This window comes from Halomonas qinghailakensis (assembly GCF_025820815.1).
Classification (GTDB): Bacteria; Pseudomonadota; Gammaproteobacteria; order Pseudomonadales; family Halomonadaceae; genus Vreelandella; species Vreelandella qaidamensis.
This window is the reverse complement of record NZ_CP096973.1, coordinates 3,581,366-3,607,212: the sequence shown is the minus strand read 5'-3', so window position 1 is coordinate 3,607,212 and position 25,847 is coordinate 3,581,366. Positions and strand designations below refer to the sequence as shown.

At 49.4% G+C, this 25,847-nt stretch carries 25 protein-coding genes; 4 read left to right on the top strand and 21 right to left on the bottom strand.

Going from position 1 to position 25,847, the window contains the following annotated elements; translation table 11 throughout:
* Positions 1-32: 32 nt before the first annotated feature.
* From M0220_RS16450 to M0220_RS16425, 6 genes are all read right to left on the bottom strand, one after another.
* Positions 33-563, bottom strand: a complete 531-nt coding sequence (locus M0220_RS16450) for a c-type cytochrome (RefSeq protein ID WP_264018244.1) — start codon at positions 561-563, stop codon at positions 33-35.
* Between the two features lie 43 nt (positions 564-606).
* Positions 607-1,224 carry a peptide-methionine (S)-S-oxide reductase MsrA gene (msrA, locus tag M0220_RS16445; protein ID WP_030072969.1) on the bottom strand — a complete coding sequence of 206 codons (618 nt, stop codon included), beginning with the start codon at positions 1,222-1,224 and terminating at the stop codon, positions 607-609.
* 9 nt (positions 1,225-1,233) lie between these two features.
* Positions 1,234-5,241 (bottom strand): autotransporter assembly complex protein TamB, encoded by a 4,008-nt coding sequence (gene tamB / locus M0220_RS16440; RefSeq protein WP_264018243.1) that lies wholly within the window; start codon positions 5,239-5,241, stop codon positions 1,234-1,236.
* A 9-nt stretch (positions 5,242-5,250) separates the two neighbouring features.
* Entirely contained in the window at positions 5,251-7,104 is a 1,854-nt protein-coding gene (tamA, locus tag M0220_RS16435; RefSeq protein ID WP_030072964.1) for an autotransporter assembly complex protein TamA, read from the bottom strand.
* Positions 7,105-7,186: 82 nt separating this feature from the next.
* On the bottom strand, positions 7,187-8,035 hold the full coding sequence (locus M0220_RS16430; RefSeq protein WP_030072962.1) for a hypothetical protein: 849 nt from the start codon (positions 8,033-8,035) through the stop codon (positions 7,187-7,189).
* A gap of 9 nt (positions 8,036-8,044) precedes the next feature.
* Positions 8,045-9,337, bottom strand: a complete 1,293-nt coding sequence (locus M0220_RS16425) for a nucleotide sugar dehydrogenase (protein ID WP_264018242.1) — start codon at positions 9,335-9,337, stop codon at positions 8,045-8,047.
* 165 nt (positions 9,338-9,502) lie between these two features.
* On the opposite strand from M0220_RS16425, the gene ubiG reads away from it, so the two are divergent.
* Both ubiG and M0220_RS16415 read left to right on the top strand, forming a co-directional pair.
* Positions 9,503-10,246, top strand: coding sequence for a bifunctional 2-polyprenyl-6-hydroxyphenol methylase/3-demethylubiquinol 3-O-methyltransferase UbiG (gene ubiG, locus M0220_RS16420; protein ID WP_030072959.1), 744 nt, complete (start codon positions 9,503-9,505; stop codon positions 10,244-10,246).
* Entirely contained in the window at positions 10,247-10,915 is a 669-nt protein-coding gene (locus M0220_RS16415; protein ID WP_030072957.1) for an HAD-IA family hydrolase, read from the top strand.
* A 154-nt stretch (positions 10,916-11,069) separates the two neighbouring features.
* Here M0220_RS16415 and M0220_RS16410 read toward each other — a convergent pair whose 3' ends face one another.
* The 13 genes from M0220_RS16410 to M0220_RS16350 all read right to left on the bottom strand — a co-directional run bounded on the left by M0220_RS16410 (position 11,070) and on the right by M0220_RS16350 (position 22,036).
* Complete coding sequence (locus tag M0220_RS16410; protein ID WP_030072955.1) at positions 11,070-11,831, bottom strand: YciK family oxidoreductase; 762 nt, start codon at positions 11,829-11,831, stop codon at positions 11,070-11,072.
* A 32-nt stretch (positions 11,832-11,863) separates the two neighbouring features.
* The gene (ybgF, locus tag M0220_RS16405) at positions 11,864-12,655 is read right to left on the bottom strand and encodes a tol-pal system protein YbgF (RefSeq protein ID WP_264018240.1); all 792 of its coding nucleotides are present in this window, start codon (positions 12,653-12,655) and stop codon (positions 11,864-11,866) included.
* 83 nt (positions 12,656-12,738) lie between these two features.
* Positions 12,739-13,284 carry a peptidoglycan-associated lipoprotein Pal gene (gene pal / locus M0220_RS16400; RefSeq protein WP_030072951.1) on the bottom strand — a complete coding sequence of 182 codons (546 nt, stop codon included), beginning with the start codon at positions 13,282-13,284 and terminating at the stop codon, positions 12,739-12,741.
* A 46-nt stretch (positions 13,285-13,330) separates the two neighbouring features.
* Positions 13,331-14,617 (bottom strand): Tol-Pal system beta propeller repeat protein TolB, encoded by a 1,287-nt coding sequence (tolB, locus tag M0220_RS16395; RefSeq protein WP_030072949.1) that lies wholly within the window; start codon positions 14,615-14,617, stop codon positions 13,331-13,333.
* Complete coding sequence (gene tolA, locus M0220_RS16390) at positions 14,617-15,783, bottom strand: cell envelope integrity protein TolA (RefSeq protein ID WP_264018239.1); 1,167 nt, start codon at positions 15,781-15,783, stop codon at positions 14,617-14,619. Before tolA ends, tolB begins: the two co-directional genes overlap by 1 nt.
* Positions 15,784-15,796: 13 nt before the next feature.
* A complete protein-coding gene (tolR, locus tag M0220_RS16385; RefSeq protein WP_030072945.1) occupies positions 15,797-16,234 on the bottom strand; it encodes a protein TolR in 438 nt (145 codons plus the stop codon).
* 11 nt (positions 16,235-16,245) lie between these two features.
* The gene (tolQ, locus tag M0220_RS16380; RefSeq protein WP_030072943.1) at positions 16,246-16,941 is read right to left on the bottom strand and encodes a protein TolQ; all 696 of its coding nucleotides are present in this window, start codon (positions 16,939-16,941) and stop codon (positions 16,246-16,248) included.
* Between the two features lie 129 nt (positions 16,942-17,070).
* Positions 17,071-17,463, bottom strand: a complete 393-nt coding sequence (gene ybgC / locus M0220_RS16375) for a tol-pal system-associated acyl-CoA thioesterase (RefSeq protein ID WP_318784687.1) — start codon at positions 17,461-17,463, stop codon at positions 17,071-17,073.
* A complete protein-coding gene (gene ruvB / locus M0220_RS16370) occupies positions 17,460-18,497 on the bottom strand; it encodes a Holliday junction branch migration DNA helicase RuvB (protein WP_030072937.1) in 1,038 nt (345 codons plus the stop codon). The genes ybgC and ruvB overlap by 4 nt, the downstream gene beginning before the upstream one ends.
* A gap of 42 nt (positions 18,498-18,539) precedes the next feature.
* Positions 18,540-19,148: a Holliday junction branch migration protein RuvA gene (gene ruvA, locus M0220_RS16365; protein WP_030072935.1), complete on the bottom strand. Its 609-nt coding sequence runs from the start codon at positions 19,146-19,148 to the stop codon at positions 18,540-18,542.
* 70 nt (positions 19,149-19,218) lie between these two features.
* Positions 19,219-19,776, bottom strand: a complete 558-nt coding sequence (ruvC, locus tag M0220_RS16360; RefSeq protein ID WP_264018238.1) for a crossover junction endodeoxyribonuclease RuvC — start codon at positions 19,774-19,776, stop codon at positions 19,219-19,221.
* 130 nt (positions 19,777-19,906) lie between these two features.
* Complete coding sequence (gene aspS / locus M0220_RS16355) at positions 19,907-21,688, bottom strand: aspartate--tRNA ligase (RefSeq protein WP_264018237.1); 1,782 nt, start codon at positions 21,686-21,688, stop codon at positions 19,907-19,909.
* A gap of 66 nt (positions 21,689-21,754) precedes the next feature.
* On the bottom strand, positions 21,755-22,036 hold the full coding sequence (locus M0220_RS16350) for an FmdB family zinc ribbon protein (RefSeq protein WP_264018236.1): 282 nt from the start codon (positions 22,034-22,036) through the stop codon (positions 21,755-21,757).
* Positions 22,037-22,238: 202 nt separating this feature from the next.
* On the opposite strand from M0220_RS16350, the gene M0220_RS16345 reads away from it, so the two are divergent.
* Positions 22,239-23,189, top strand: coding sequence for a D-2-hydroxyacid dehydrogenase (locus tag M0220_RS16345; protein WP_264018235.1), 951 nt, complete (start codon positions 22,239-22,241; stop codon positions 23,187-23,189).
* A gap of 11 nt (positions 23,190-23,200) precedes the next feature.
* Here M0220_RS16345 and yccX read toward each other — a convergent pair whose 3' ends face one another.
* Both yccX and M0220_RS16335 read right to left on the bottom strand, forming a co-directional pair.
* Complete coding sequence (yccX, locus tag M0220_RS16340; RefSeq protein WP_264018234.1) at positions 23,201-23,476, bottom strand: acylphosphatase; 276 nt, start codon at positions 23,474-23,476, stop codon at positions 23,201-23,203.
* Positions 23,477-23,648: 172 nt separating this feature from the next.
* Positions 23,649-24,548: a YihY/virulence factor BrkB family protein gene (locus M0220_RS16335; RefSeq protein ID WP_030072926.1), complete on the bottom strand. Its 900-nt coding sequence runs from the start codon at positions 24,546-24,548 to the stop codon at positions 23,649-23,651.
* Positions 24,549-24,710: 162 nt separating this feature from the next.
* Here M0220_RS16335 and M0220_RS16330 point away from each other — a divergent pair, with 162 nt between their 5' ends.
* A complete protein-coding gene (locus M0220_RS16330; protein ID WP_030072924.1) occupies positions 24,711-25,805 on the top strand; it encodes a bifunctional nicotinamide-nucleotide adenylyltransferase/Nudix hydroxylase in 1,095 nt (364 codons plus the stop codon).
* Positions 25,806-25,847: the final 42 nt, after the last annotated feature.

Below are 25,847 nucleotides of genomic sequence, written 5' to 3'. Positions count from 1 at the left end.
CTATCTCTATTAGTTATAACTCCCCCCCCCGGCTAGTTATAGCGATAGGCGCGATGACAGCTTTTACAGCTCAAACCAACATCCGAAAATGCTTGCGTGGCCGCGCGATAATCCTCTTGCTCGGCGGCATCCACTAGCGTTTCCACTTTTTGCTCAAGATCTGTGAAGCCCTCAGCAAAATCTTCCCACTCTTCCCAAATTTCTGGACGGGCATCAGATCCGCGCCCATGAGTGCCGACGATAAACGCGGGTAAAAAATGTGCTTGGGTAGCTCGCTCTTGGAGCATTACTAGACGTGGAGCAGCCCCGCGCGCATCTTGGTTATTGACCAAGTCAAAACGCAGCTGACGAAGAAGCCTTTCTAACTCCTTCAGCTCGTCTTGGCGCCAAATAACGGCTTCTCTCTCACTTGCAAAGGGGCTGTCTTCAATCGTTTGTGGCATCGGCGGCACAGTATTTTCGGCTACCATTTCTTCTGCCATAGCATCGGTAGCAATGCCACCAGAGATAACCACGAACCACACCGAAGGTATGAGCCATAGGCGTTTAAATGTGTGTGGCATGTTAATGACCTTGTGATGGGTTATTTTGCCGATTTCACCACGATTAAATTGGGCACGTGACGCCGGTACCTTTGAGACCACAGTATCCATTAGGATTCTTGTCCAAATACTGCTGGTGATAAGCTTCCGCATAATAAAAAACGTCCAGGGGTTTGATCTCGGTGGTAATCGCACCACGCCCCGCACTATCAAGAGCTTTTTGATAGGCGTCGGCGCTTTTTTCAGCGGCAATTAATTGTGCAGCTGTTGTCGTAAAAATAGCCGAACGGTATTGGCTACCCACATCGTTGCCTTGACGATTCCCTTGAGTAGGGTCGTGTTGTTCCCAAAAAATTTGCAACAGTGTTTCTAGAGCAGTGGTGCTTGGGTCGTAGACTACCCTGACGACTTCGGTATGACCGGTTTGGCCCGTACAGGTTTCTTGATAAGTGGGGTTTTGTGTTTCGCCTCCGGCATAGCCTGCAGCGGTAACATAAACCCCTGGCACTTGCCAAAATAGACGCTCAACTCCCCAAAAGCATCCCATTCCTAACACGATTTCTTCATACCCTGCTGGAAAAGGAGGATGAAGTGAATGTCCGTTAACGGTATGTGTATGACTCGTTTCAATCGGCGTTAAGCGGCCAAGTGGTGCTGAACTTGCTTTAGAAAATAGCGTCATAACGCCCTCTTACTGCCGTGGAAAAATAGTAGGGTCACCTGAACGAGTGAAGGTATAAATTAAGTCAACTGCTTGGTTAGCGCCCGATACTGCTTGAACGTACAAGTTACGCCAAAGGGTATAGCGAAGTGTTAATTCTGCGATAGGAGAGAAAATGCCGACGCCATAGCTAATGCGAATATCATCGGTTAACTGCCCAGTAAGTGCTACTTGGCTATTATCACCTGCACCTGTGGTATCTAACGTTAAATCGCTAATACCGAATGCTTCCCCAATAGAGCCAACAGCGCCCCCCGTTCGGCCGAGTGACATCCCAATTAGCGCAGTCGTCAGCGCACTATCAATCCCCCCACCAGACGCATCGGGTGCACGCCCTCTTAATAAATATGACAGCGCTCGAGTTTCATCCATACCTGGTTCAGAAAAAATTAATACGTTGGGTTCTTCTGCATTACCACTGACCCGAAGACCGGCAATAACTTCATCTTCGGTGATATCTGGATTGCGAATTGCTTCGAAATCGAGAATTGGAAGCCCCGGAGGGCCACTGAAAATGAGCTGCCCCCTACGGATCAAAAGGTCTTGACCAAAGGCTTGAAAACGCCCATCAACTAGGTTGACATCACCAAATAGCTGAAGTGCCCCACTGTCTTGACGAATTTCTAACGTACCACCTAAGCCAGAATTAAGCCCATATGCTGAGATCTGCATATCACGGCCTAACGTTAGAGTAATGAGCACATCAAGGGCCATGCCTGACTGTGATAATTCGTCAGCAGCACTTGGCTCACCATTCGTTGCCCGTTGCTGGGCTAGCCGCTCAGCTTCTTGGTCGTCACGTTCCGTGATAATGACTTCATCAGAGCTTGGACTAACAGCCGAAGCAGGAAGATCACCAACCTCCAAGCGCGCCCACGGTAAATCCACATTACCTCGCACTTGCAGGCGATCTGGCGTTACCCGGATACGAATATCAGGCGCTGCTTCTAAACGTCCAAACTGTGGCAGCACGATTAATAATGGCTCTTGGATAGCATTAACATCGACCCCAATACGCCAATCGTCACCCGCGGGCCAGTAGGCATCCCCGGTGATATTTAAGCGGCCACGTTCAGCAGCAACAAACCCATTTATGTCGCCTTGCTCACCATCAAATGCAACGACCAGCTCGCCATCTTTGATATCGATAGGAATATCTGGACCATGAACGCTTAGGTTACGAAGTGCAAGCTGACCTTGTAAGTCTGGCTGATTGGTTGTTCCAGAAATCTGTATACTGCCATTTAAATCGCCTTCTAAGCGATCCATGCCTACCACTAATGGACGATATGGGGTTAAAGAAACTTGCTGGGCTCGTAGCTCGCCATTTAAACCACCACTGCCAAGGGGGTCGCTAACAGTAAGATCAAGGGTAAGTTCACCTGCTTCTTCAAACGACAGCAAAATATTGGCATCGGCCTGAGCTTGGTTGGCTTCCAGCTGTGTATCCAAACGAATCACGGGAAGCTGTACTGGCTGGCCGTAATCGTTAACCGCAGTAATCGCCAACTCACTTAATACTTGAACATCCGCCTGCCACTGTGTTCCGCCCTGGCGCCAAGCTGCAACGATGTCTGCCGTCGTGTCACCTTCTAAGCTCCACGCTTCTGGCAGTACCGGCTCCACTGCTTCCATTGGTACTTCTCTAATGCTCAGTACCGCTCGTCCTTGGTCAGCCGATGCGCTAATCGGTTCTTCCGAACAAACGATCCCTCCTTCTTCGCGACGTATACAAAAAGGTGAAAGCTGTGCTTGGCCGTCAGCAAGGCTGTAACGAATATCAAGGGGGGCTTCTAAACGTAGATTGCCAAACTCGGAGTCAACTTCCAGCGGTGTGAGCTGACCCTGATACTGCTGTGCTTGCTGATCAAAACCTCCCTCTAAAGAGACAAATGCACGGCTTAGCATGTTATCGGCTTGGCCGTCGACACTGACAGTCATTGCATGCTGTGATAAACGACCGTTAAGCTCCAGGGCAATATTTGAAAATGCCTGACCACTTGCACTGACTTGCTGCAAGCCAAGGTCAATGTCTAGCGACGGGTCTTCGATCCCGTCGATATTGCTGGTCAGTGATAAGGCGTCAATCCGGTTTTCGGCAAACTGTAAATCACGACCAGTCAATTCGGCTTCCACTCGAGGTTGACTAAAGCTACCCCTAGCGAGAATATTACCCGTTAATGTACCCGCCAAATCTGGATGCAGCGTCTGTAATTGTCGCAATGCAATCTCGGTATCTAGCGACATTGCTTGCTCACTCATCTGGCCAGAGGCCGTTAATCGGTTGTCTCCTTGAGTGAAAAGAAGTTCTTGAATATCAACTTCGAGAGCACTGTTAGCCTCTAAAACGGCCTGTAATGTTAAAGGATACTCCTGAAGCTGCCCGTCAATATCAAGCACCGGTAGACTGACTTCCCACAGGTCACCGGTTTGGCGCACGCTAGCCGTAATATTACCATTGAGATTGCCGTTAAGTTGTTCGATAAAGTGTGAAGGGTCGAACTGCTCCAGCTTGATGGTGGTGTCAACCCGAAGTGTCGAAGCCCAGTTAACTTCCCCTTCACTGCTAAGTGAACTGTCATCAATCGCTAGGGTTAGCGGCGTCCAACGGAATGATGAAAGATCGCCGTCGCCACTGAGTCGGATAGTGGTGGCTGGTACTTGAGGACCTTGAGCGTTCAAGGAAAGCGTCGTTTGGTACGCCTCCAAACTGCCACTGGCAATGATATCTATATCTTCAGCAATATAGGGCTCTGCCGTTGACTCATCACTATTAGGCTGGGTGAGTGGCCACTGCAGGCGGCTACTCTGTAGTCGTAAATCGAAGGGTAGCGTCGGCGCTAACGCATCAACTTGAGCCTCCAGTGACGCATCAACGACACCGGATGCTTCTAAATTGGCTGTAAGCGCTTCTAGTGATCCCGATAGCTCGAGAACAAGCTCTTCGCCACTTAGCTCAGGAAATATCTCGGGTAAAAACAAGGTTGACGTTAATTGGGCATCTAGCGGATAACTGCCTGATAATGTAGCACTGGCTGTTAAATTGGCCTCAGCATCAGGCGTAAGCAACTCTAACGAGCGGAGGTTTATTTGGCTACCCTCTGCACTAGCAACGACAGCTAATCGTTCGACTTGGTAATCAACTGATCCGCTGATAATGACGTCGGCCACGGTAAGAGATGCTAAGTCGATATCAATAGGTAGCACTATCTCGGGTAGTTCAATTCGTTCCCGTGCGGCCAATGCTTCGGACGCTTCATCAGATTCTGCTTTGATAGGCTGGGTAGACTTAATAGCACCATCAATGCCAGATGCATGTAACGGCGTTTGGATACCTTCAGTCAGTTGAGTGCCAGCAGAGGTAGGTAAATAGAGTGTTGGACGCATGAGCGTGGTGGGCGCGACATTAACAAGATGCTGCTGTGCAGTCATTGCGGTTGAAAACGATTCCCAGCCGATACGTGTTCCGTCAGCCAGCTGCAGCTGAACGTTATTCAACTCAACCGAGCGTAGTTCAATAGGAAAAGGAAGTTGGATGCTAGGCATCCCTTCCGATTCAGTTGATTCTGGCGCCGATTCGGTGCTCTCGCCCAAACGAATATCCGCACCTTCTAGATGAAATTTGTCCAGGCACAGCTTACCTGACAGCACACAATCTTCAGCCCAGGCTAGCGTTAGGCTGTCAACGTTGATTCGTGTCTCACCAAGCGACAGCTGAAAACCTTGCAATTCAAAGTGATCAAGCAGTGCGCCTGCTTGATGTTCATAGGTGAAATAGCCTCGCTGCTCGCCCTGAGAGAATAGCTGGCCAGTACCCCAGGGCGAAAGCGCAACGCCGAGCAGTAGCGCAATCAAACCAAATAACCATAGTGGCAGTACAATAACTAGCCGCACTAAACTCCACAGTAATAATCCAAAGCGATGTTGAACTGAGAGCGGTTGACGCTTAGTAGATGCCGCTGTTGCAACCTTAGCCAAAGTGCTCTCCTAGAATTCCGGTCCGATGGAAAAATGCAGGCGCCAATCATCTTCATCGTCAAAGGGATGTGCTACGTCTAGTCGAATAGGCCCGACTGGTGAGATCCAGCGTACGCCAAGCCCTGCGCCTGTTTTCAACTCCTCAGGGCCCCAGTTATCGAAGGCGTCACCGCTATCAATAAAAGTGGCTCCCCACCAATCCCCAGAGACTCTGCGCTGGTACTCGAATGTCGAGGTCAACATTTGTTGGCCACCACGTAAGCGCCCTTCTTCATTTCGCGGGGATAGGCTTTCGTAAGAGTAACCCCGAACACTTCGGTCACCGCCTGCAAAAAAGCGTAGCGATGGAGGCAGTTTATCGAAATTATCTGTTTCAATAGCGCCAATGCTTAGTCTTGCTGAAAAACGGTTGTCATTGCCGATGGTTCGGATCCATTCGGTATCGCCTGTTAAACGTGTAAATTGTGCGTCAGATCCCCATAGAGGGTCTGAATATTCGATTGATAGCTGTTGTCGGTCTCCCCATAGGGGGAACCGCTGCGGACGCGTTCTTGTGCGTGACCATTGAATGCCTGGATAAAAGAGCAACACTTCATCGGATACCCCACCTTGGGTAAAGTCTTCGAAGGTGCTACGGAAGTAAAGTGTTTGTACCCAGCGGTTTTCAAATTCCCAGCGCCTCGCGATTTCTACGGTGCCTTCTAACGACTGAGTATCGCCATCATCTAGGTTGCGCAGGCCATACTGCAGCCGGTAGCTATCACGTAAGGGATCGTCTAGCGGAATATTGTAGTTACCTGTAAAACGTTGGTCGGGTGCTGAAATATATAAATCATGATTTAAGCTATGACCAAAACGATTAATCCATGGTTGTTGCCAACCAAAGCGCAAACGTGGCCCTACATCGGTAGCAAAGCCAACCCCCACTTCGAATTGATGACGGTCAGCAGGCTCTACACTTACGTCAATAGGTAGGCGTGTATCGTCGCGCTGAGTAACACTTAGTGCACTTGCGAACGCAGCACTAGAAAGTCGGGGGCGCTTAGGCTGCGACGCCGTTGCCTCATCCCACCACGGCGAGCCACCTGTTGGCGGTGATAGGGCCAGCTCACGTGCTGTTTCTAAGCGTGGTCGAACCGTTACCGAGCTAAACCAACCTGTCTCGGCTAAGCGTTGATTATAAAGTGCTACTGATTCCGCTAGATAAGGCTCCCCTTCCGCAAAGGTCTGCATTTTATGCAAGCGTTCAGGCTCAATATGACTGCCTGAAATAAACGTATTGCCAAATTGATAACGTGGTCCACTATCGAAATCCATATAGAGGCGCGCACTTTCAAGATATGGCCTTATTTCCATACGGCGGTCGGTGAACCCCCAATCAAAATAGCCACGTTCCAGCGCTAAGCCTGAAAATTGATTACGCAGGCGATCCCAGGGTGCATGGCGTAATGTATCTCCCTCCGCTAAGGGAAATGCGTCGAGCGCTTCCTGAAAGGGCGGGTCATCTCTTGCTTCGCCGGCGATATTGATAGACAGCACGTCGATTTTGACCTGTGAACCAGGTTCAATGCGAAGCGTGATGGGAGAGCTTTCAACGTCAACTGTAATGTCAGGTTCGTAATAGCCGAAAACACGCATCGCTTCTCGCGTACGTTTACGTATTTCACCTTCTAACCTGACATCGGTGTACTGGCCCTCATCAATATTTTGTAAATACGCATCAATATTAGCTTCCACTTCACTGCTGACACCATTGATGGAGGCATTAAGCGCCCATCCGGGAGCGGCCCACGTTATAAAAAGTGGTAAAACCACCCCACAAGTCGCTTTTTTGACGGTAGGCCATCGCCGTTTACTTTCCATGCAGTTCATCCCTAACCAAATCAGCGACTCGGTGGCTTTATTACCAATTGCCCCATAACAGACAATTCCTAGCGTTTCATTTCTAGCGGAGCATCTCCATTTGGGCACTAAATGCCAGCTGAGCTTGCCGCACTTGACGGATATCACTCTCTAAGGTGTTAAGCTGTTGTGCCCATTGTTGCTCAAGCGCTTCTAGAGCTTCCACAGTTGCTGGAGTGTCAGTACTGCTTAGAGTCTCAAGTGTTGAGTTTACCTCACTAAAGCGCTGATCAATCTCTTCTTGCCATGCGGTAACTTTTGTTACCAATTCAGTGCTCTCATTTTCCAACTGCTCAATGTCTTCTAATCGGCTTGAAGTAGCTGCTAAGCGCTGTGATAGCACCTCTTCGAGGTAAGTAACCTCTTCGGCTAGGTTTTGGCGCCCAGCAATACCAGCTTGCTCAAGTGCATCAAGCGACGTCCTAATGGCAGCGAGTTGTTGGTCACGCAGTGCTGCCTGCTCTTCTAATTGGTTGATACGCTCTGCAATACTGCTGAGCGCATCGTTATTTACAAGCTCTTCGTTAGACGTTAAAAGCCCATACAGTTCTTCACGAGTGTCCGTTACTGCGACAGCCAGCATCTCCTGTTCTTGGAACAGTGTTGTCATTTGAGCTTGTACAAAGGCTATCGCATCTTGCGTATCCGTGTCACCTGAGTCCAGCCTTGCATGTAGGTTTGATACTTCTCCACTTACTCGATGAACCTCCTCTAGTAAACGTTCTCTTTCATACCAAAGACCTACCCCTGCGGCACCTAATGAAATAATGATAAGCACTATAAATAGCCACAATGGCCACAATGTAGGCCCCTTGCGATGACGCAAGTGTTGTGCAGTCAAGCTTTGATCCACATCGGGAACAATGCGAGAAGACCCAGTGCTATTGGGCATGTTTTTTCCTCAATGCGTTGTAGGGTCGGCACGGCGACCAATTCCTCTATACCTTAAGCCACAGCTAGCTACGAAGGCTGGATCATAGATATTACGCCCATCCAATACTAACTTAGCGCTCAATAATGAGGCTAAACGATGCCAGTCTGGGTTCCAATAAGATTTCCACTCAGTTACTAACATCAGTACATCTGCACCTTCACATGCTTGGTAAGGATCACTGGTAAACGTAGTTAGATCGTTTCGCTGGCCTACTGCTTCATGAAGCGCTGGGGTTGCCGCTGGATCATGAAGGTTTACCTTTACTCCTTGTGCCCATAAAGCGGCAAGAAGCGTGAGTACTGGCGCATGATCGATTCGAGTGGTGCCAGGTTTAAAAGCAGCCCCCCATATAGCAACCGTTTTGCCTGCTAAATCTCCCTCAAAGAATGTCCATAATTTCCTGAACAAGGTCTCTTTTTTCTGCTCATTAATGTCCATTACTTGCTCTAATAACGCCGAATTACGACCGCTGGCAGACTGAACGTCCGCTAAGCGCATCAGATCGCGAGAGAAATTAGGGCCACCAAAGCCACAGCCAGGATATAAATACTCATAGCCAATACGTGTGTCCGCTCCCATACCACGACGCACATGCTCAACGTCTACGCCCAACGTGTCTGCCAGTCCTGCAATTTCGTTCATATAGCTGATGCGTGTTGCCAACATGCCATTAATAGCTAGCTTAGTGAGCTCAGCAGCTCTACAGGGCATGCGCTGAAATACATCATTGCGACGATTAAAAGCGCGCAAAAGTTCACGTGCCACTTGCTCACCGACGGCATCATCACAGCCCAAAAGCCAACGTGTGGGGCGAGTAAATGCTATCCAAGCTCGTCCTTCTTCAAGCGTGTCGGGTAAAGCAACACTACTGTGCTGAGCTCCCATAAGCGCATGCAGCTTTTCTGTCTCTCCTACAGGAAAAGTAGAATTATTAATTAAGACCGCACCGGGATGGTGTTCAAAAATAGGTATTTTGAGCAGCTGTTTAGCCGCTGGACGCTGGTCTGGAGAAAGTGCCAGCCACACAATATCAGGGGAACTTGCCTGATCCGGAGTGTCAATAATCTTAAGTGTTCCGCCCGCTATCGCCTGATCAATATGAGTCATTAATTCGGGTTCGCGGCGTAGCCAGTCTGCCTTTGAAAGCGCTGACCATGGTGCGCTCTTATGAGGCAACCACTCAACTTGATGTCCCACCCAGGCTAATGCAGCGGCGGCGGTGGCGGCACTTAATTCACTACCATGGAGTAACACTTGCATTCATTACGCTCCCTGAGAAGATAAAAGCCGCGAAAGTAGAAGGTTAAAAATCATGTCGCGTTCCTTTTCATGCGTTGTGCTCCAGGAGTGGTTAGAATGACATCATACTGAACGGCTGGTTGGATGCCACCTTCATGCCAACATAACGACGACGGGAGTCAGAATATGCAAGCGATATCTCAGGATAGCACTACTCATCGCAACCACGACAATGTCGACGCAGCAGAAGTTGCTAAATTTGAAGCACTTGCTAGCCGTTGGTGGGACTTAGAGGGTGAATTTAAACCACTGCATGAGATTAACCCTTTACGTCTTGATTTTATCGACGCTCGCGCAGGGCTAGCCGGCAAACGCGTAGTGGATGTTGGATGTGGTGGCGGCATCTTAAGCGAGTCTATGGCCCATCGTGGGGCCAACGTTACTGGCATTGATCTTGGAGATGCTCCTCTGAGTGTTGCTCGTTTACATGCTGCAGAAAGTGGCGTAACAGTAGATTATCGATTGATAAGTGTTGAAGCCTTAGCAGCAGAAAAGCCAGGGCATTATGATGTTGTCACTTGTATGGAAATGCTTGAGCACGTCCCAGACCCGGCATCTGTTATCCGCGCTTGCAGTAAACTGGTTCGCCCAGGGGGATATATTTTCTTCTCGACCTTAAATCGCACCCCTAAATCCTATGCTTTTGCGATTTTAGGTGCTGAGTACGTGCTTAAACTGTTGCCCCGTGGCACCCATGATTATGCGAAATTTATACGCCCTTCTGAGATGGCTGCTTGGGCAAGAGCTGCCGATCTTGAGATTAACGAACAAACCGGGCTGACATATAATCCCATAACTCGTCACTACCGTTTAGTAGCTAATGATGTGTCGGTTAACTATATGATGTATTGCCGTAAAGCGAGTCAATAAATGTCAACGTCTCTCCCTGAAGCCATACTGTTTGATCTAGACGGAACTCTCGTTGACACAGCCCCAGACCTTGCTGAAGCGACAAATGCATTGAGACGGCATCATGGTCTGGTATCACTGCCTTACAGCCAAATACGTGGTCAAGTATCTAATGGGGGTAGCGCCTTAGTTACCCTGGCTATTGGTATCGAAAGTGGTTCTACTGAGCATGATACAGCGCGCCAGTATTTGCTAGATGCTTACGAACAGGCCGTTGCTGTCCACAGTCGACTATTTGAACCCCTTGATCAATGGCTCGTCCGCTGGCATGCCGAATCACGCTTATGGGGAATTGTAACGAACAAGCCTCGGCGCTATACCCTTCCACTGCTTGAAGCCTTGGCACTGACGCCAGGTGCGCTTTTATGTGCGGATGATCTTGCGGTTAAAAAACCTGCCCCTGAACCTCTGTGGGAAGCTGCGCGCAGGCTTAACGTGGCGCCGCAAGCGTGTTGGTACGTTGGTGACCATATCCGTGATATTGAGGCGGCAAAAGCAGCGGGAATGACGGCTGTCGCAGTTGGGTACGGGTATATCAGTGAGGAAGACGATTACCATCAGTGGCCAGCTGACTTATGGTTTGAAACCTGTAAAGACTTAGTCGATGCCCTAACGGCCTTTCATCGGTAGGGTTATTGGGAAACGCTATTTGATGAAAATGCGTAGAACATCGACAAGCGGCACGTCAAAAGCTATGTATCAAAAAGCTATGTATCAAAAAACTGTGTATCAAAAAACTGTGTATCAAAAAGCTGTGTGTCAAAAAGCTATGGGAAGCGTACGCTCATGCACGTGGTGGTTGAGCATCAAATTTTTGACCACTGGTGCCGGCACTATCAGGACCCATCAACCATAAGTAGGTGGGCATTATCTCTTCGGGAGTACGCAGAGTAAGAGGGTCTTCACCAGGATAAGCAGTGCGACGCATTTGAGTACGTGTTGCACCTGGGTTTAGGGTGTTAACCCTTACAGTTGACTGGTTATCAAGTTCGTCAGCAAGCACTTCCACGAAGCCTTCAGTGGCGAACTTGGACACTGAGTACGCCCCCCAATAAGCTCGGCCTTTTCGCCCAACGCTTGATGAAGTGAAAATGACAGAGGCATCTTTTGATTGCTGAAGCAGTGGCAACAACGCTTGGGTCATCCAAATAGGTCCATTGATATTGACCTGCATGACTTGCTCCCACAGCTCTGGGTTGTATTGCTCAAAAGGGGTAATTCTTCCCAGTAAGCCAGCGTTATGAAGCAACCCATCTAAACGGCCAAATTCCTTATCTAGGGTTTCAGCCATGTCGTGGAAGTCTTTAAGCGTTGCACCTTCAAAATTGAGCGGAAAAATTGCGGGCTGAGGCCCACCTTCTGCTTCAATTTCATCATAAACACGTTCAAGTTTTGCAATTGTACGGCCAAGCAGTATTACAGTTGCCCCATGACGGGCGTAGCTAAGTGCCGCAGCACGTCCAATACCATCACCCGCACCGGTTACCAACACGACGCGGTTTTCCAAAAGATTGGACGCTGGTTGATAGTCGATTTTGCAGCTCATGAGGTTTCCTTGATGCGAAAGTGTAATCAATATTATCCTGCAGACTGACGTAAAAAGTCATTTGCAAGCCCTGCAGCGCTACTCTGCGGATAATCATCACGTACTTGTTCCAGCAATTCACGGCTGCGTTCAGCCTCGCCTTGGCGTGCTTTCACTAACCCCAGTTTATAGAGCGCGTCGGGCACTTTGCTACTACCGTTGTACTGCTCAATGACGCGACTAAACGACGCATCAGCTGCGCTAAGTTCGCCTTCCGCCGCATAGAGCTCACCCAGCCAGTAATAACCGTTAGCCGTCAAACTACTGTCGGGATGATCGCTGACAAAAGCTTTGAACGCATCGATAGCATCTTCAAATTGACGTGCTTGAACATGGGCGAAGGCCGCCTGATAGTCAGCCTGAGCATCTTCACTGACGTCACGGCTAGAAGGAGCATTGACTACTTGCTCAGCTGCTTCTGGCTCTACTTCCGGTGTGGATTGCTCAATTTGATTTGAAGCGCTATTCATTAAGCGATCTTCAATGTCTAGGTACTGTTGCTGGGATTGTCGACGAAGCTGCTCTAGCTGATGCCGTAGTTCTTCGATCTGGCCACGTAGTTGCTGAATTTCCTTCTGATGCTCTTGTACTTGATTAAACAATACAAGGTTTCCGCCAGATGATTCCTGACGTTGAGTTTGCTGATAAAAGCCACTCGAACCGCTGGATAAATCTTGAACGAGGGGCTGCTGACCAAAGGCCGTCAGGGGCAATACGGACAACGGGAGCACTATGGCTCCCGCACCGCACAGCCTCTCAAAATAACGTTTGAGACTGTGATTCATGATGACTCCAATCATTACTTAGTTAGCGTACCTAGCGCCTAATAACGCGTACTTAATGTTCAGCACTAGGTACACCAATGCCATCAGTAGTTAAAGACAACGCGACGGTTTTGAGAGTAGGCACTCTCACCTTGGCCACTAGCGGCTGGGCGCTCTTCACCGTAGCTCACCACGCTCATTTGCGAAGGAGATACGCCTTGAATATTCAAGAAACGCTGAACAGCTCCGGCACGACGCTCACCAAGGGCCATGTTGTATTCGCGAGTACCACGCTCGTCGGTGTGACCATGCAGAACAACTTGAGCGCTGGGGTTGGCGCGTAGGTAGCGAGCATGGGCCATCACTACTGATTCGTACTCGCTTTTGATTGTATCGCGGTCAAAATCAAAATAGATGGTGCGTACTTCTGGAATGCGTGAGTCTGCTTGTTGATTAGAGCCGGCACCTGAACCAGATGTGGAGCCATACTGACCACCAGCGCCCGCACCGGAGGTACTAGACCCCATGCTGCTGCCATCCTGGCTTCCATAAGAATCACCGTCCTGGGTGCCGCCGGTGCTGGAACAGCCAGCGATAACTACGATAGATAGCGCTACTGCCAATGAGCGAGCCAACGGTTTGAGTTGCATAATCAGACTCCTTGCCTGAAAACAAAAAATTAATACTTTTCGTCAATTAATTTAAAAAAGGTGACCACGCGGGATCACGGACATCACCCTGCGCTGCGGGTAATCTAAATGACGAGCGGCCATCCGCTGAAACGGCACTTAATACCCCATTGCTACCCTGTTGGGTAGCGAAGATTACCATGGTCCCGTTCGGGGCAACACTAGGAGATTCATCTCTTGTTGTTTCACTTATGACAACAAGGCGTCCTCCATCACGTTCTTGCCGTGCAACTTGATAACCACGGCTAGAGCGGTGAATCAAAAAGATGTACTCACCATCAGGAGAGTAACGCGCGCGGGCATTATAGTTGCCTGTAAACGTTATGCGGTTTGCCTCACCGCTACCTAGTGAATACTCATAAATTTGTGGTCCGCCGCTACGGTCAGAGGTAAATAGTAAGCTACGCCCATCCGGTGCCCAAGCGGGCTCGGTATCAATACTGCTATTTTGAGTAATACGTTCTACCGAGCGATTATTGATATCTAGAATATAAATTTCAGGTTGTCCATCTTTAGACAATGACATCGCGATGCGGCGGCCATCCGGTGACCATGTTGGGGCGCCATTAATGCCTTCAAAAGACGTAGCCTGGACCCGCTGACCAGTCGAGACATCTTGAATATAGATCGCTGGGCGCTCTGTTTCGAAAGAAACATAAGCAAGCTTACGACCATCAGGAGACCAAGCGGGCGACATAATCGGTTGGTCTGAAGTAAGTATCTGTTGGCTATTACGCCCATCAGCATCGGCAACATACAGGCCAAATTGCATGTTATCGCCAAGCCCTTGCGCGGTGACATAGGCAATCCGAGTAGAGAAAGCTCCTCGGATATCGGTGATCTCTTCAAAAATTTGATCACTAATATAGTGTGCGGCTCCACGTAAATCATTTGTGCTCGCAGTAACCGTTTCACTAATCATGCGACGCTGCCCACTAATATCCATTAGCTCAAACTGAATCTGATAACCGCTATCCGTTTGTTGCGCACGACCTACCACTAAATATCGCACGTCTAGCGAACGCCAAGTTCCAAATTCAACGTCATCCGCTTGGTTTGGCCTATCAAACATGGCATCGCGTTCTAAGGGCGCAAAAAAGCCACTGCGTTCGAGATTATCCTGAATGATTTGAGCGACGTCTTCAGGCATATTGTCGCCGCCTGCAAAGGGTACAACACCGATCGGTAAGGCCTGATCACTCCCTCGTGTTATCTCGATCGTTAGGTTTGCATTTGCGTAACTACTCACAAAAAGCAGTACACACAATAGCCATACTTTGCTTATGGTTTGCATCAGCGAACATCCCCCGGGGTAAATCGCAGATTAAATTGACGTAAATTGCGCTGCTGCTCTGCGGGCAAGTCCCTCAGCTCGCTGAACGGTGCAGCGTGTTCTACGGCCTGCATCGCAGATCGGTCAAAGGCGCTATCACCGCTTGATGAGGCGATAGTGGTTAAAAGGACTTCTCCTGACGGGCCAAGCCTTACTTGAATCGTAGCACTCATCGTGTCACTAGCTCCCGCTGGAATTAACCATGCTTGCTCTACCGCACGACGCACAATATTAATAAAACTATTCGCGGCTTGCTGAGCCTGCTGTGCATTAGCGGCAGCCTGAGCTTCCCCTTCTAGCTGACGCTGTCTAGCTGCCTCGGCTTCACGCTGGCGTTGGGCTTCTGCCTCAGCTTCACGCTGGCGTTGGGCTTCTGCCTCGGCTTCACGTTGGCGCTGGGCTTCTGCCTCGGCTTCACGCTGGCGCTGGGCTTCTGCCTCAGCTTCACGTTGGCGCTGGGCTTCTGCCTCGGCTTCACGCTGGCGCTGGGCTTCTGCCTCGGCTTCACGTTGGCGCTGGGCTTCTGCCTCAGCTTCACGTTGGCGCTGGGCTTCTGCCTCGGCCTCACGTTGGCGCTGGGCTTCTGCCTCAGCTTCACGCTGGCGCTGGGCTTCTGCCTCGGCCTCACGTTGGCGCTGGGCTTCTGCCTCAGCTTCACGTTGAGCGTCTTCCCGAGCTTGAGCTTCTACCTCTTGCTGTTCGGCTAGACGCTGGGCTTCTTCTGCCCTTCGCTGCGCTTCAGCTTCGGCCTGAGCTTGAGCCTCTTGAAGCTCGCGTGCTTGCTCTTCTGCCTGCGCTTGAGCCTCTTCTCTCGCAGCAGCTTCATCGGCTTGCTGTTGTAAGGCTTCTTGTTCACTTGTATCAGGTTCAGGCGCTGGTTCAGCTTCGTCAGGTTCACTCGAACTATTAAGTGCAGCCTGTTGCTCCGTTGCCTGCTGGGCCTGATCGGTAAATGTCTCAGTACTGACGAAGGTAGCTTGCACAATAGACGAAGAGTCTGGTTCTGTTGTAGAGCTTGGCAAACTCACTAAACTAAAAAACACTACTAATAGATGCACTGCAACCGCTAGAACGGTAGGCCAAGTATAGCCAACATCCTGCGGGTCACGTGGTGGTTTAACTGCCATTTGCGCGCTACCTTTAACCATCTTGTGGTGGCTCAGATAACAGCCCTACATTAGCAACACCTGAACGTTGTAGTGTGCTCATCAATAACACTATTTGTCCATAAGGCACATTGCGGTCACCACGCACCATGACTGGCGTGCCAGGTCGACGCTGCAATATTGCTACTACCCGTTCGGACATTTGTTCAAGCGAAACAGACGTTGAGTCTTCACCTAACGTAATGAAATAACCACCCTCTCGATCAACTGAAATGATGATTGGGTCACTTTCTTCTTGGCTTTCAATCGGCTCTGAGGTGACTTGTGGAAGGTCTACTTGTACCCCTTGCGTCAGCATCGGTGCGGTAATCATGAAGATCACCAGCAAAACCAGCATGACATCAATGAAGGGCACTACGTTGATTTCCGCCATCGGCTTTTTATTGCCGCTACGATTAAACGGGCCTTGCATAGCGTACTCCCTTAGCTAGCGCTGGACTTACTTTCACGGCCTTGCAAATTACGATGCAAAATGGCGTGAAATTCCTCGGCAAAGTCTTCGTACTTACCCAGCAAGCGTGCAGCATCATTAGATAGGCGGTTATAGAAAATCACCGCTGGGATAGCTGCAAAAAGACCCATTGCTGTTGCGATTAGCGCCTCAGCAATCCACGGGGCAACGGTAGCCAGCGTAGCTTGTTGTGTCATCGAAAGGGATTGAAAGGAACCCATGATTCCCCACACCGTGCCAAACAAGCCAATGTAAGGGCTCGCTGACGCGACGGTGGCAAGAAACACCAAGTGCTGAGTTAGGCGATCTTCTTCTCGAGACCAGGCAACGCGCATACTACGCTGCACACCTTCCAAGATTGTGTCGGGGTTACGTGTTTTTGGCATTAAGCGATTAAATTCACGGAAGCCTGCCTGAAAGATATGTTCTGCACCATAGTGCGGGTCATCCGCGGGAATTTCTCGATACAGCTCGTTTAAATCGACCCCCGACCAAAACGATTCTTCAAATTGGTTGTATTCCTGTTTTGCCCTACGTAGGGCAATGCTACGTTGGAAAATAACCACCCATGAGAGGATTGAACCCACCACCAGCAGCAACATCACCAGCTGAACAACCGTGCTGGCACTCATTATCAAGTGGGGAATAGACATGGTGTTATCGTTCACAGTTACCCTCGTCAAGCTATTAGCGTCGGAAGTTCCGAACAGTGGTGGTGTCTAAAGGTAATGAGGTAGCGCGCTACATCGCACTACTTCATAGATTTACGCAAGTTATCAGCGTTCGCCTAAAATGAATCATCTAAGTGCTTTCAATGCTTGTGGCCATGCCTTAGGCCGCATCTTGTCTGCGCACAGGCAGGCTATCTCGACTGTAGCAGCGCATAAGAGTTCCTCATCTCGCTGAACTTGCTGTAAAAAAGTCATGCGGCATTTGCCAACACTCTCAACAGTTGTGCTGACAATAAGCGAGTCATCTAAGCGAGCTGGCTTGCTGTAGTGGCAGGCTAGGCGATATACCACTAGCTGGGTACCTGCGTCTAGTAACGTTTGCTGATTAAGCCCTAATGTACGCAACCACTCACTACGAGCACGCTCCATAAACTTCAAATAGTTAACGTAGTAGACAATTCCGCCGGCGTCAGTATCTTCCATATATACTCGCACCGGCATCGTGGCCCCATTTTTCATGGGCGACGCTCTCCCTCTGGGTCAATAGCATTCTCGTGAGGCGTTTTATTGAAGTGTAACCATGCTTGTCGCGTCACTACACGTCCTCTTGGTGTGCGCATCATTAGTCCTTGCTGGATCAAGTAAGGCTCGATGACATCTTCAATGGTGCCGCGCTCTTCACTGATAGCCGCTGAAATCGAATCTACCCCGACAGGGCCGCCATCAAATTTATCGATCATTGCCAGTAAAAGGCGCCGATCCATATGATCCAGCCCATGGTGATCGACATTTAGCATATTAAGGGCTGCATCGGCGAGCGTTACATCAACGATGCCATTGCCCTTTATTTCTGCGTAGTCACGCACCCGACGCAGCAGTCTATTGGCGATACGAGGGGTCCCTCTTGAGCGTCGTGCGACTTCTACTGCTCCTTCATAGCTGGTTTCTACACCAAGCAAGCGAGCCGAGCGCGTGACAATCTCAGTAAGTTCTTCGAGATTGTAAAACTCCAGCCGCTGTACAATGCCAAAGCGGTCACGTAGGGGGGAAGTTAGTAGGCCTGCGCGCGTTGTCGCGCCCACCAAGGTAAAACGAGGCAAATCGAGCTTGATTGACCGGGCTGCTGGCCCTTCGCCAATCATAATGTCTAACTGAAAATCTTCCATCGCCGGGTACAGTACTTCCTCTACCACAGGGGACAGGCGATGAATTTCATCAATAAACAGTACATCACCGGGTTCTAGATTTGTCAGCATGGCTGCCAAATCACCTGCACGCTCAAGCACGGGGCCAGAAGTTGATTTCAGCCCTACCCCCATCTCAGTAGCAATAATATTAGCAAGCGTTGTTTTACCAAGCCCTGGCGGGCCAAATACCAAGGTATGATCTAGGCTTTCCTGACGTAGTTTTGCAGCCCCCATGAAGATTTCGAGCTGCTCACGTACGCGTGGTTGCCCAATATAATCCTTGAGATGTTTAGGACGAATCGCATGATCAATACGCCCTTCCCCGTGCTCGGGCTGTGCTGCAATTAATCGGTCATGTTCTAACATAAGGTGCGCACTATCCGTCGTTCCATGAAATAACCTACGTTGTTACCCAGCCATGCGTTTGGTCAGCGCGGCTTTAATAATTGCCTCTGTTGACTGCTTAGGGTTGATATCAGCCAACATCTTTGATGCTTCAGTGAGCTTATAGCCCAAACTTACCAGGGCAGCTTCTGCATCTGCCAGTGTGTCGCGTGGAGCAGGTTCACCATTGGTCGCTTCTAAAGCTAGGGGCGCATCCGCCCCGTTTTCCCATTCAGGGAAGCGATCACGCATTTCAATAATTAACCGCTCTGCGGTTTTTTTACCAACGCCAGGAAGTTTCGTCAGTGCTTTGCTATCGTCGTCACGGATACAGCGCATAAACGCGGCTTCGTCCATACCAGAAAGGATGGCTAATGCTAGTTTAGGCCCTACGCCGTTGACTTTAATTAAGGCCCGAAACAATGCGCGCTCTTGCTCACGCCCGAAACCGTAAAGCAAATGGGCATCATCACGAATCGTAAGGTGCGTATACATAGATACGCTCTCTCCCACAGCAGGGAGCGCTATTAATGTGTTCATGGAGGCTTCTAGCTCGTAACCGACGCCATGTACATCTACTACTATCCAAGGGGGATGCTTTTCTAATAAAAAACCATTGATACGACCGATCATAAGCACGCTCACAATAATAAAAAGCTGTTATTTACTATAAAGATACTCTGTACAAATGACCAGTAGACGGCTAAAGCCGCCATCGACCGGTACTGCGCCTACGGCCACCTCTAGCAGTAGACGATACTGGTAAAAGACCATGCCCAGCGTAGGCATGGGTAAGCGCGATTGCTAGCGCGTCCGCAGCGTCAGCCTGTGGCGTTGATGATAGCTGGAGAATGGCGGTTACCATATGCTGAACTTGGCTTTTATCCGCACCGCCCTGACCTGTAACGGCTTGTTTGATCTGTCTTGCTGCGTATTCCGCAATGTTTAAGCCGTGATTCGCAATGCAAACAAGTGCTGTGCCCCGTGCTTGACCAAGCTTCAGCGCTGAATCAGGGTTTTTAGCCATAAAGACGCGCTCAATTGCCACTGTATTGGGTCGATGTAACCCGACCACTTCGCTCAAGCCTGCATAAATTTGCGCTAAGCGCTGCTCTAAAGGGCCATCGGTGGTTCTAATACAGCCACTGGAGACATAATGAGGCTTAACACCCACTAAATCGATGACACCATAGCCTGTGATACGCGAACCTGGATCGATACCCAAAATTCTAATTGCAGGGACGGGCTGCTTTTCATCCATGTCACCTTTCCTATAATTGCGAGCTGTTCAAACAAAAACACCGACGCCTAAACGTCGGTGCTGAACTACTCATCATTGATCTAATTGTTGCTGAACCATTCGTTACTGAACGACAAGCAGAGCTGAGCAATTATTCGCTGGTGGTTTCTGCTTTTGCTTTTTGGCGCAGGCGGATATTTAGGTCTTTCAACTGGTCTGCGCTGACTTCACCCGGTGCGTCGGTCATTAAGCAGCCGGCACTTTGGGTTTTCGGGAAGGCAATGACTTCACGAATTGTCTTAGCGCCGGCCATCAGCATGACTAGGCGATCTAAACCGAACGCTAGGCCGCCATGGGGAGGTGCGCCATACTGGAGTGCATCCAGCAAGAAGCCAAATTTTTCTTGCGCTTCTTCTTGGCCAATTCCCAAAATTTCAAACACTGTGCTCTGCATGGTTTGATCGTGAATACGAATGGAACCACCGCCTAGCTCGGTACCGTTAAGCACCATATCGTAAGCGCGTGAAAGTGCGCTTGCAGGGTCAGCTTTCAGCGCTTCTGGCGAGCAAGAAGGGGCTGTGAACGGATGGTGTAGCGGGCTAAGACGACCGTTGTCATCCGCTTCAAACATCGGGAAATCAACAACCCATAATGGTGCCCACGCCTGGGTGTAAAGCTCAAGGTCGGCACCTAACTTGACGCGTAATGCACCAATTGCCTCATTGACGATGCGCGCTTTGTCGGCACCGAAGAAAATGATGTCGCCATCTTCAGCTCCGACCCGATCAAGCAGCTCTTCAACGATGTTTTCCATGAACTTAACAATCGGCGACTGCAGACCCTCAAGCCCTTTTGCGCGCTCATTGACTTTAATCCATGCCAGGCCTTTTGCACCGTAAATACCAACGAACTTAGTGTATTCATCGATTTCTTTACGCGACAGTTTGGCACCACCGGGCACTTTCAATGCCGCTACACGGCCATCTTCAGCACTTGCTGGACCTGAGAAAACCTTGAAGTCAACCTGCTTCATCAGATCGTCAACATCGGTCAACTCTAGCGGAATGCGTAGATCCGGCTTATCAGAACCAAAACGATCCATGGCTTCTTGCCACGTCATGCGTGGAAACTCAGGCAGCTCAACGCTCATCACTTCTTGGAAGAGTTGACGAATCATGGCTTCGGTAATGTCCATGATGTCGTCTTCTTCGACAAAAGAGGCTTCGATATCAATTTGCGTGAATTCGGGCTGACGGTCAGCGCGCAAATCTTCATCACGGAAACATTTTGCTATTTGGTAGTAACGGTCAAAACCAGCCACCATTAACAGCTGTTTAAACAACTGTGGTGACTGTGGTAGTGCAAAGAAGCTGCCTGCATGAGTTCGGCTAGGAACTAGGTAGTCGCGGGCACCTTCGGGCGTTGCGCGAGTTAATACCGGCGTCTCGATATCCAAGAAGCCTTGGTTTTCCAAATAGGCGCGAACGTTATGAGAAATACGCGAACGCAAGCGTAGCTTCTCAATCATATCCGGACGACGAAGATCGATATAACGATGCTTTAAGCGAACTTCCTCGCCTACTTTGTTATGTTCATCCAGCTGAAAAGGGGGTGTGGCAGCAGTGTTGAGTACTTCCACCTCTTTAGCTAATACCTCAATCATGCCCGTTGGCATATTGGGGTTTTGCGTTCCTTCAGGGCGCAGCCGGACACGGCCAGTAATACGAAGTACGTACTCACTGCGAGCACGGTCAGCATTAGCAAATGCTTCGGCGGTGTCAGGGTCGACAACGAACTGAGCGATGCCATCGCGATCGCGCATATCTAGAAAGATGACCCCACCATGATCACGGCGGCGATGAACCCAACCGCAGACAGTGACCGTTTGTTCCACCAAAGTTTCGTTAAGCTGGCCGCAATAATGGCTGCGCATGTCTAATCCTGTTCTGTTACGTGGCAATGAGATTGTCGTGGGTCTTTCTGACCCTGACAACCGCGGCTAAGCCGCGGCGCCCTTTTTCGTTGATGCGCTACTGGTATCGTTTGTAGCACCAGCGCTGGAAGTAGATTGGCCATCTGCCGCCAAGTTTTTCTTACTTCCTGTTTTAAAATCGGTTTCATACCAACCGCCGCCAGCAAGGCGGAAACCAGCTGCTGAGACCAAGCGCTCAAGACTGGCTCCCTGGCACGCGGGGCAATCCTTCAGCGGATCCGCGCTGATTTTCTGCAATTTTTCCATGCGATGACCGCAGGCCTTGCACTCGTACTCATAGATGGGCATGTTGATAACTCCTGAAAAGCTCAACTCCGACAGGCTAAGTTTGTATAGACTAGCGGCAAATATAACGGTTGCCAGGCAAAGAATATGTGGCCTACCGGGATAAATTCCAAGACTGCGGTTGATAGAGCGACACATTATACCCTTTTGTGCCCCCTGCTGAGCAAGGCCAAGCGCCTTTCGACAGATAATGGAGAAAAGAAAAATGCCCAATGCGGTAATGCTAGATGCCGAGAGCTTAGGTGCGGATATCGATCTCACAGCAATTCGTCACATTGTTAATCATTTAGAGGTGTATCAGCAAAGTACCTCCGAGCAAGCAAGTGAGCGCTTGGCGGAGGCGGACATAGCGATTGTCAACAAGGTTGTACTGAACGCAGAAACACTAGCAACATTGCCTAAACTGAAGCTGATATGTGTGCTAGCTACTGGGCTTAACAACATTGACATTCACACAGCTAAAGCCCAGAACATAATGGTAAAAAACGTCACTGCCTACGGAACAGCTAGTGTCTCTCAGCATACGTTAATGCTAATGCTGGCATTGGCAAATCGGTTGCCACGCTATCAAGCCGACATTGCTCAGGGTGAATGGCAGCGCAGCGATTTCTTTTGCTTACAAGGCCACCCAACGCTACAACTGTCGGATAAGCATTTAGTAATGGTCGGCCAAGGGGAGCTAGGAACCGAGGTGGCGCGCTTAGCTGAAGCGTTTGGTATGAAAGTAACCTTTGCTGCTCGACCTGGAAATGAAACAGACGACAAACGCCCCTCTCTAGACGACTTATTACCGACGGCAGATATTATTAGCTTGCATTGCCCGCTTAACGAAACAACCAAGCACCTTATCAATCGCACACGATTGGCAAGCGCAAAGCCATCACTACTACTTATTAACTGTGCTCGTGGTGGCATTATTGACGAGGAAGCCGCGCTTGAAGCGCTTCGCGATGGAAAAATTGGCGGGCTAGCGGTTGATGTGCTTCCCACAGAGCCGCCGAAAGAAGGCCATCCTCTATTAACCGCGTTAGCAGAAGGCGAGGCACTCAATTTGATAGTGACTCCTCATAATGCCTGGGTCACGCCAGAGGCTCGCCAAAATATCGTGGCCCTCACCGCTGATAATATAAAACAGTGGCAAAGTGAGGCGAATTAATCGAGCGCCGCTTAATAAGTAGCGAAATGATCAGGAGCGCGGTGATCATCCAGTACTTCAATTGTGACATGGGTGACTCGCGCTCCTTCTGGCCCCTGCCATAGCCACTCTGTTAGAGCAGACACAGCCGCTGAATCACCGCATAGAACGACTTCAACACGCCCGTCAGGTAGATTTTTAGCATACCCCGTTAGGCCTCGTTGTAGCGCTTGCTCTTGTGTTGATCGCCGAAACCATACTCCCTGCACTTTCCCCGTTACATAGGCACGCACACAACAAGTCGACATAAACTGTCCTCCCAGTGTTTATAAATCAGTGCTTATAAGAACAGTACTTTTAGAATTCAGCCTGATAAAGATACAAACTGAACTCTGTTGATACCCGTACTTCTAAAACAAACCTTTTCTAGGACCATCTACCTATCTGTTTTAAAACAACATTTTTAAATCAACACACGCTTTATAACAACTCTCGTTTCACCAGCACTGCACTATTACGCGGTACCAATGGTCGTCCACGACGGAGTAACAAAGAGCGAGTAAACGCAGCGCCAAATAACAATATTAATGAACTGTAATATACCCATAGCAAAATCATCACAACAGACCCCGCTGCTCCATAGGTAGATGCTGTGGCGGTATATGCCAAATAGATAGCAATGACGCTGCGACCAATTGTAAATAGCACGGCGGTCACTACCGCACCAATTAGTACATCTTGCCAACGGAGAACAACATCTGGCAACACTTTGAAAATAGTAGCGAACAATAGCGCTACCATCGCCAGTGAAATTAATGACTCAAGCGATGTAGTTAATAAGCTAGCATAGGGTAATAAATTACCGGCTCCATGGAGCATACCCCGCAAGATAACTCCCAACACTAACGATACTAGTAGGATGAAGCCAATAGACAAAACAACCGTTAAAGACAGTAAACGATTTTTTATAAAGATAAGAGCACTATTAGAGGTGGGCTTTGCAGTGACGCCCCATATGGTATTAAGCGAAAATTGCATTTGCGCAAATACGGTCGTGGCCCCTACCAATAAGGCCACAAAGCCAAGTATTGTTGGTAAGATACCTGACTCTTCGATACGTGATTGGGCAACGGCCTGCTCAATCGCAAGTGCAGCTTCAGCGCCTAATGTACCCTGAAGCTGAGCAACAATCTGACCTTGAGCAGCCTCTTCCCCCAGGACGACTCCAATAACAGTCACCGCTATGATGACGGTGGGTGCTAAAGAGAACAGTGTGTAAAACGCTAATGATCCTGCATAGCTGAAGGCATTTCGTTCAAGCCATAACGCTGTTGCATCTTGAACCACATTCCACCAAAAAATGATCGTTTTTTTCAGCATATTCATTCCCTTAACAAAAAGTGTCCCTATTAAGCACTTACATAAGCTACATCTGACAATCATACCGAACTAAAACGTTGAGCGCAGGTGGAGACACATTGCGCCCCTTAACTACCCACTTCATAATGGCTCTCCTTTCTCTCTTACGACCAAGGAAGCGTTATGAATTCGGATGCTGTTACACCTGCTACGGCTTACGACTTTGATTGCTTGGTGTTTATTGGTCGTTTTCAGCCGCCTCATCTTGGCCATCTTGCTATTATCCGTGAGGCGTTAAAACAGGCACGTCAAGTCATTGTATTAGTGGGGTCTGCCTGGCAGGCGCGCTCTTTACGCAACCCGTGGAAGTTCGATGAGCGTCAAGCAATGATTCGCTCTGGATTTGATGACCTAGACAATCAACGTCTAGAGATTACGCCATTACTTGATGCGCTTTACAACGATGATGTGTGGGTACGAGACGTGCAACGTAAAGTGCGCGACTTAACTTCGCCTGCGAACGCTCGCTTACCCCGTATTGGTTTGATTGGTGCCAGCAGGGGGCAATCAAGCTACTACTTATCGCTATTCCCCCAATGGGAATCCGTCAGTGTTCCACTCGTTGAAGGTATCTCGGCGAGCCAAATACGTGAGCGCCTATTCCGTTCTCTCGGCTCTACTGATGACTATTTGAGCACGGGGGCTTACCATGATTTACCACCAGAAGTTGTTAAAAGCGTTGATAAATTTTGTAAAGGTATTGACTACCATTGCCTATTAGAAGAGCAGCAGTTACTGGATCAGTATAAGCAAGCGTGGGCACAAGCCCCCTACCCGCCAATTTTTGTAACCGTTAATGCGGTTGTTGTCCAATCGGGCCATATTCTGCTGGTGAAGCGAACGGCTGCGCCAGGAAAAGGGCTTTTTGCATTACCGGGTGGCTTCATAAATCCCCATGAGCGTTTATTAGATGCTTGTCTGAGAGAGCTTCGCGAACGTTTAAGGCTGAAAGTACCCGAACCGGTTTTGAAAGGCTCGCTGCGCGGACAACGATTGTTTGATGAGCCTCATCGAAGTTGGCGAGGAAGAACACTAGCGGAAGCTTTCTATTTTGCCCTTAGACCTGACCAGCAGTTGCCCCGCTTAAAACCAGTCAAAGGTGGCGACCATGCTCGCTGGGTTGCTCTCGCAGACTTGGAACCTGAAAGTTTGTTTGAAGATCACTTTTTTATTATTCAAAACTTCCTCGGTTTGCCGGCAGATTTAAGTACATTTTAGTATCCTGGCGCTTTCTCACATCAATTTTCTAGCTATTATTCT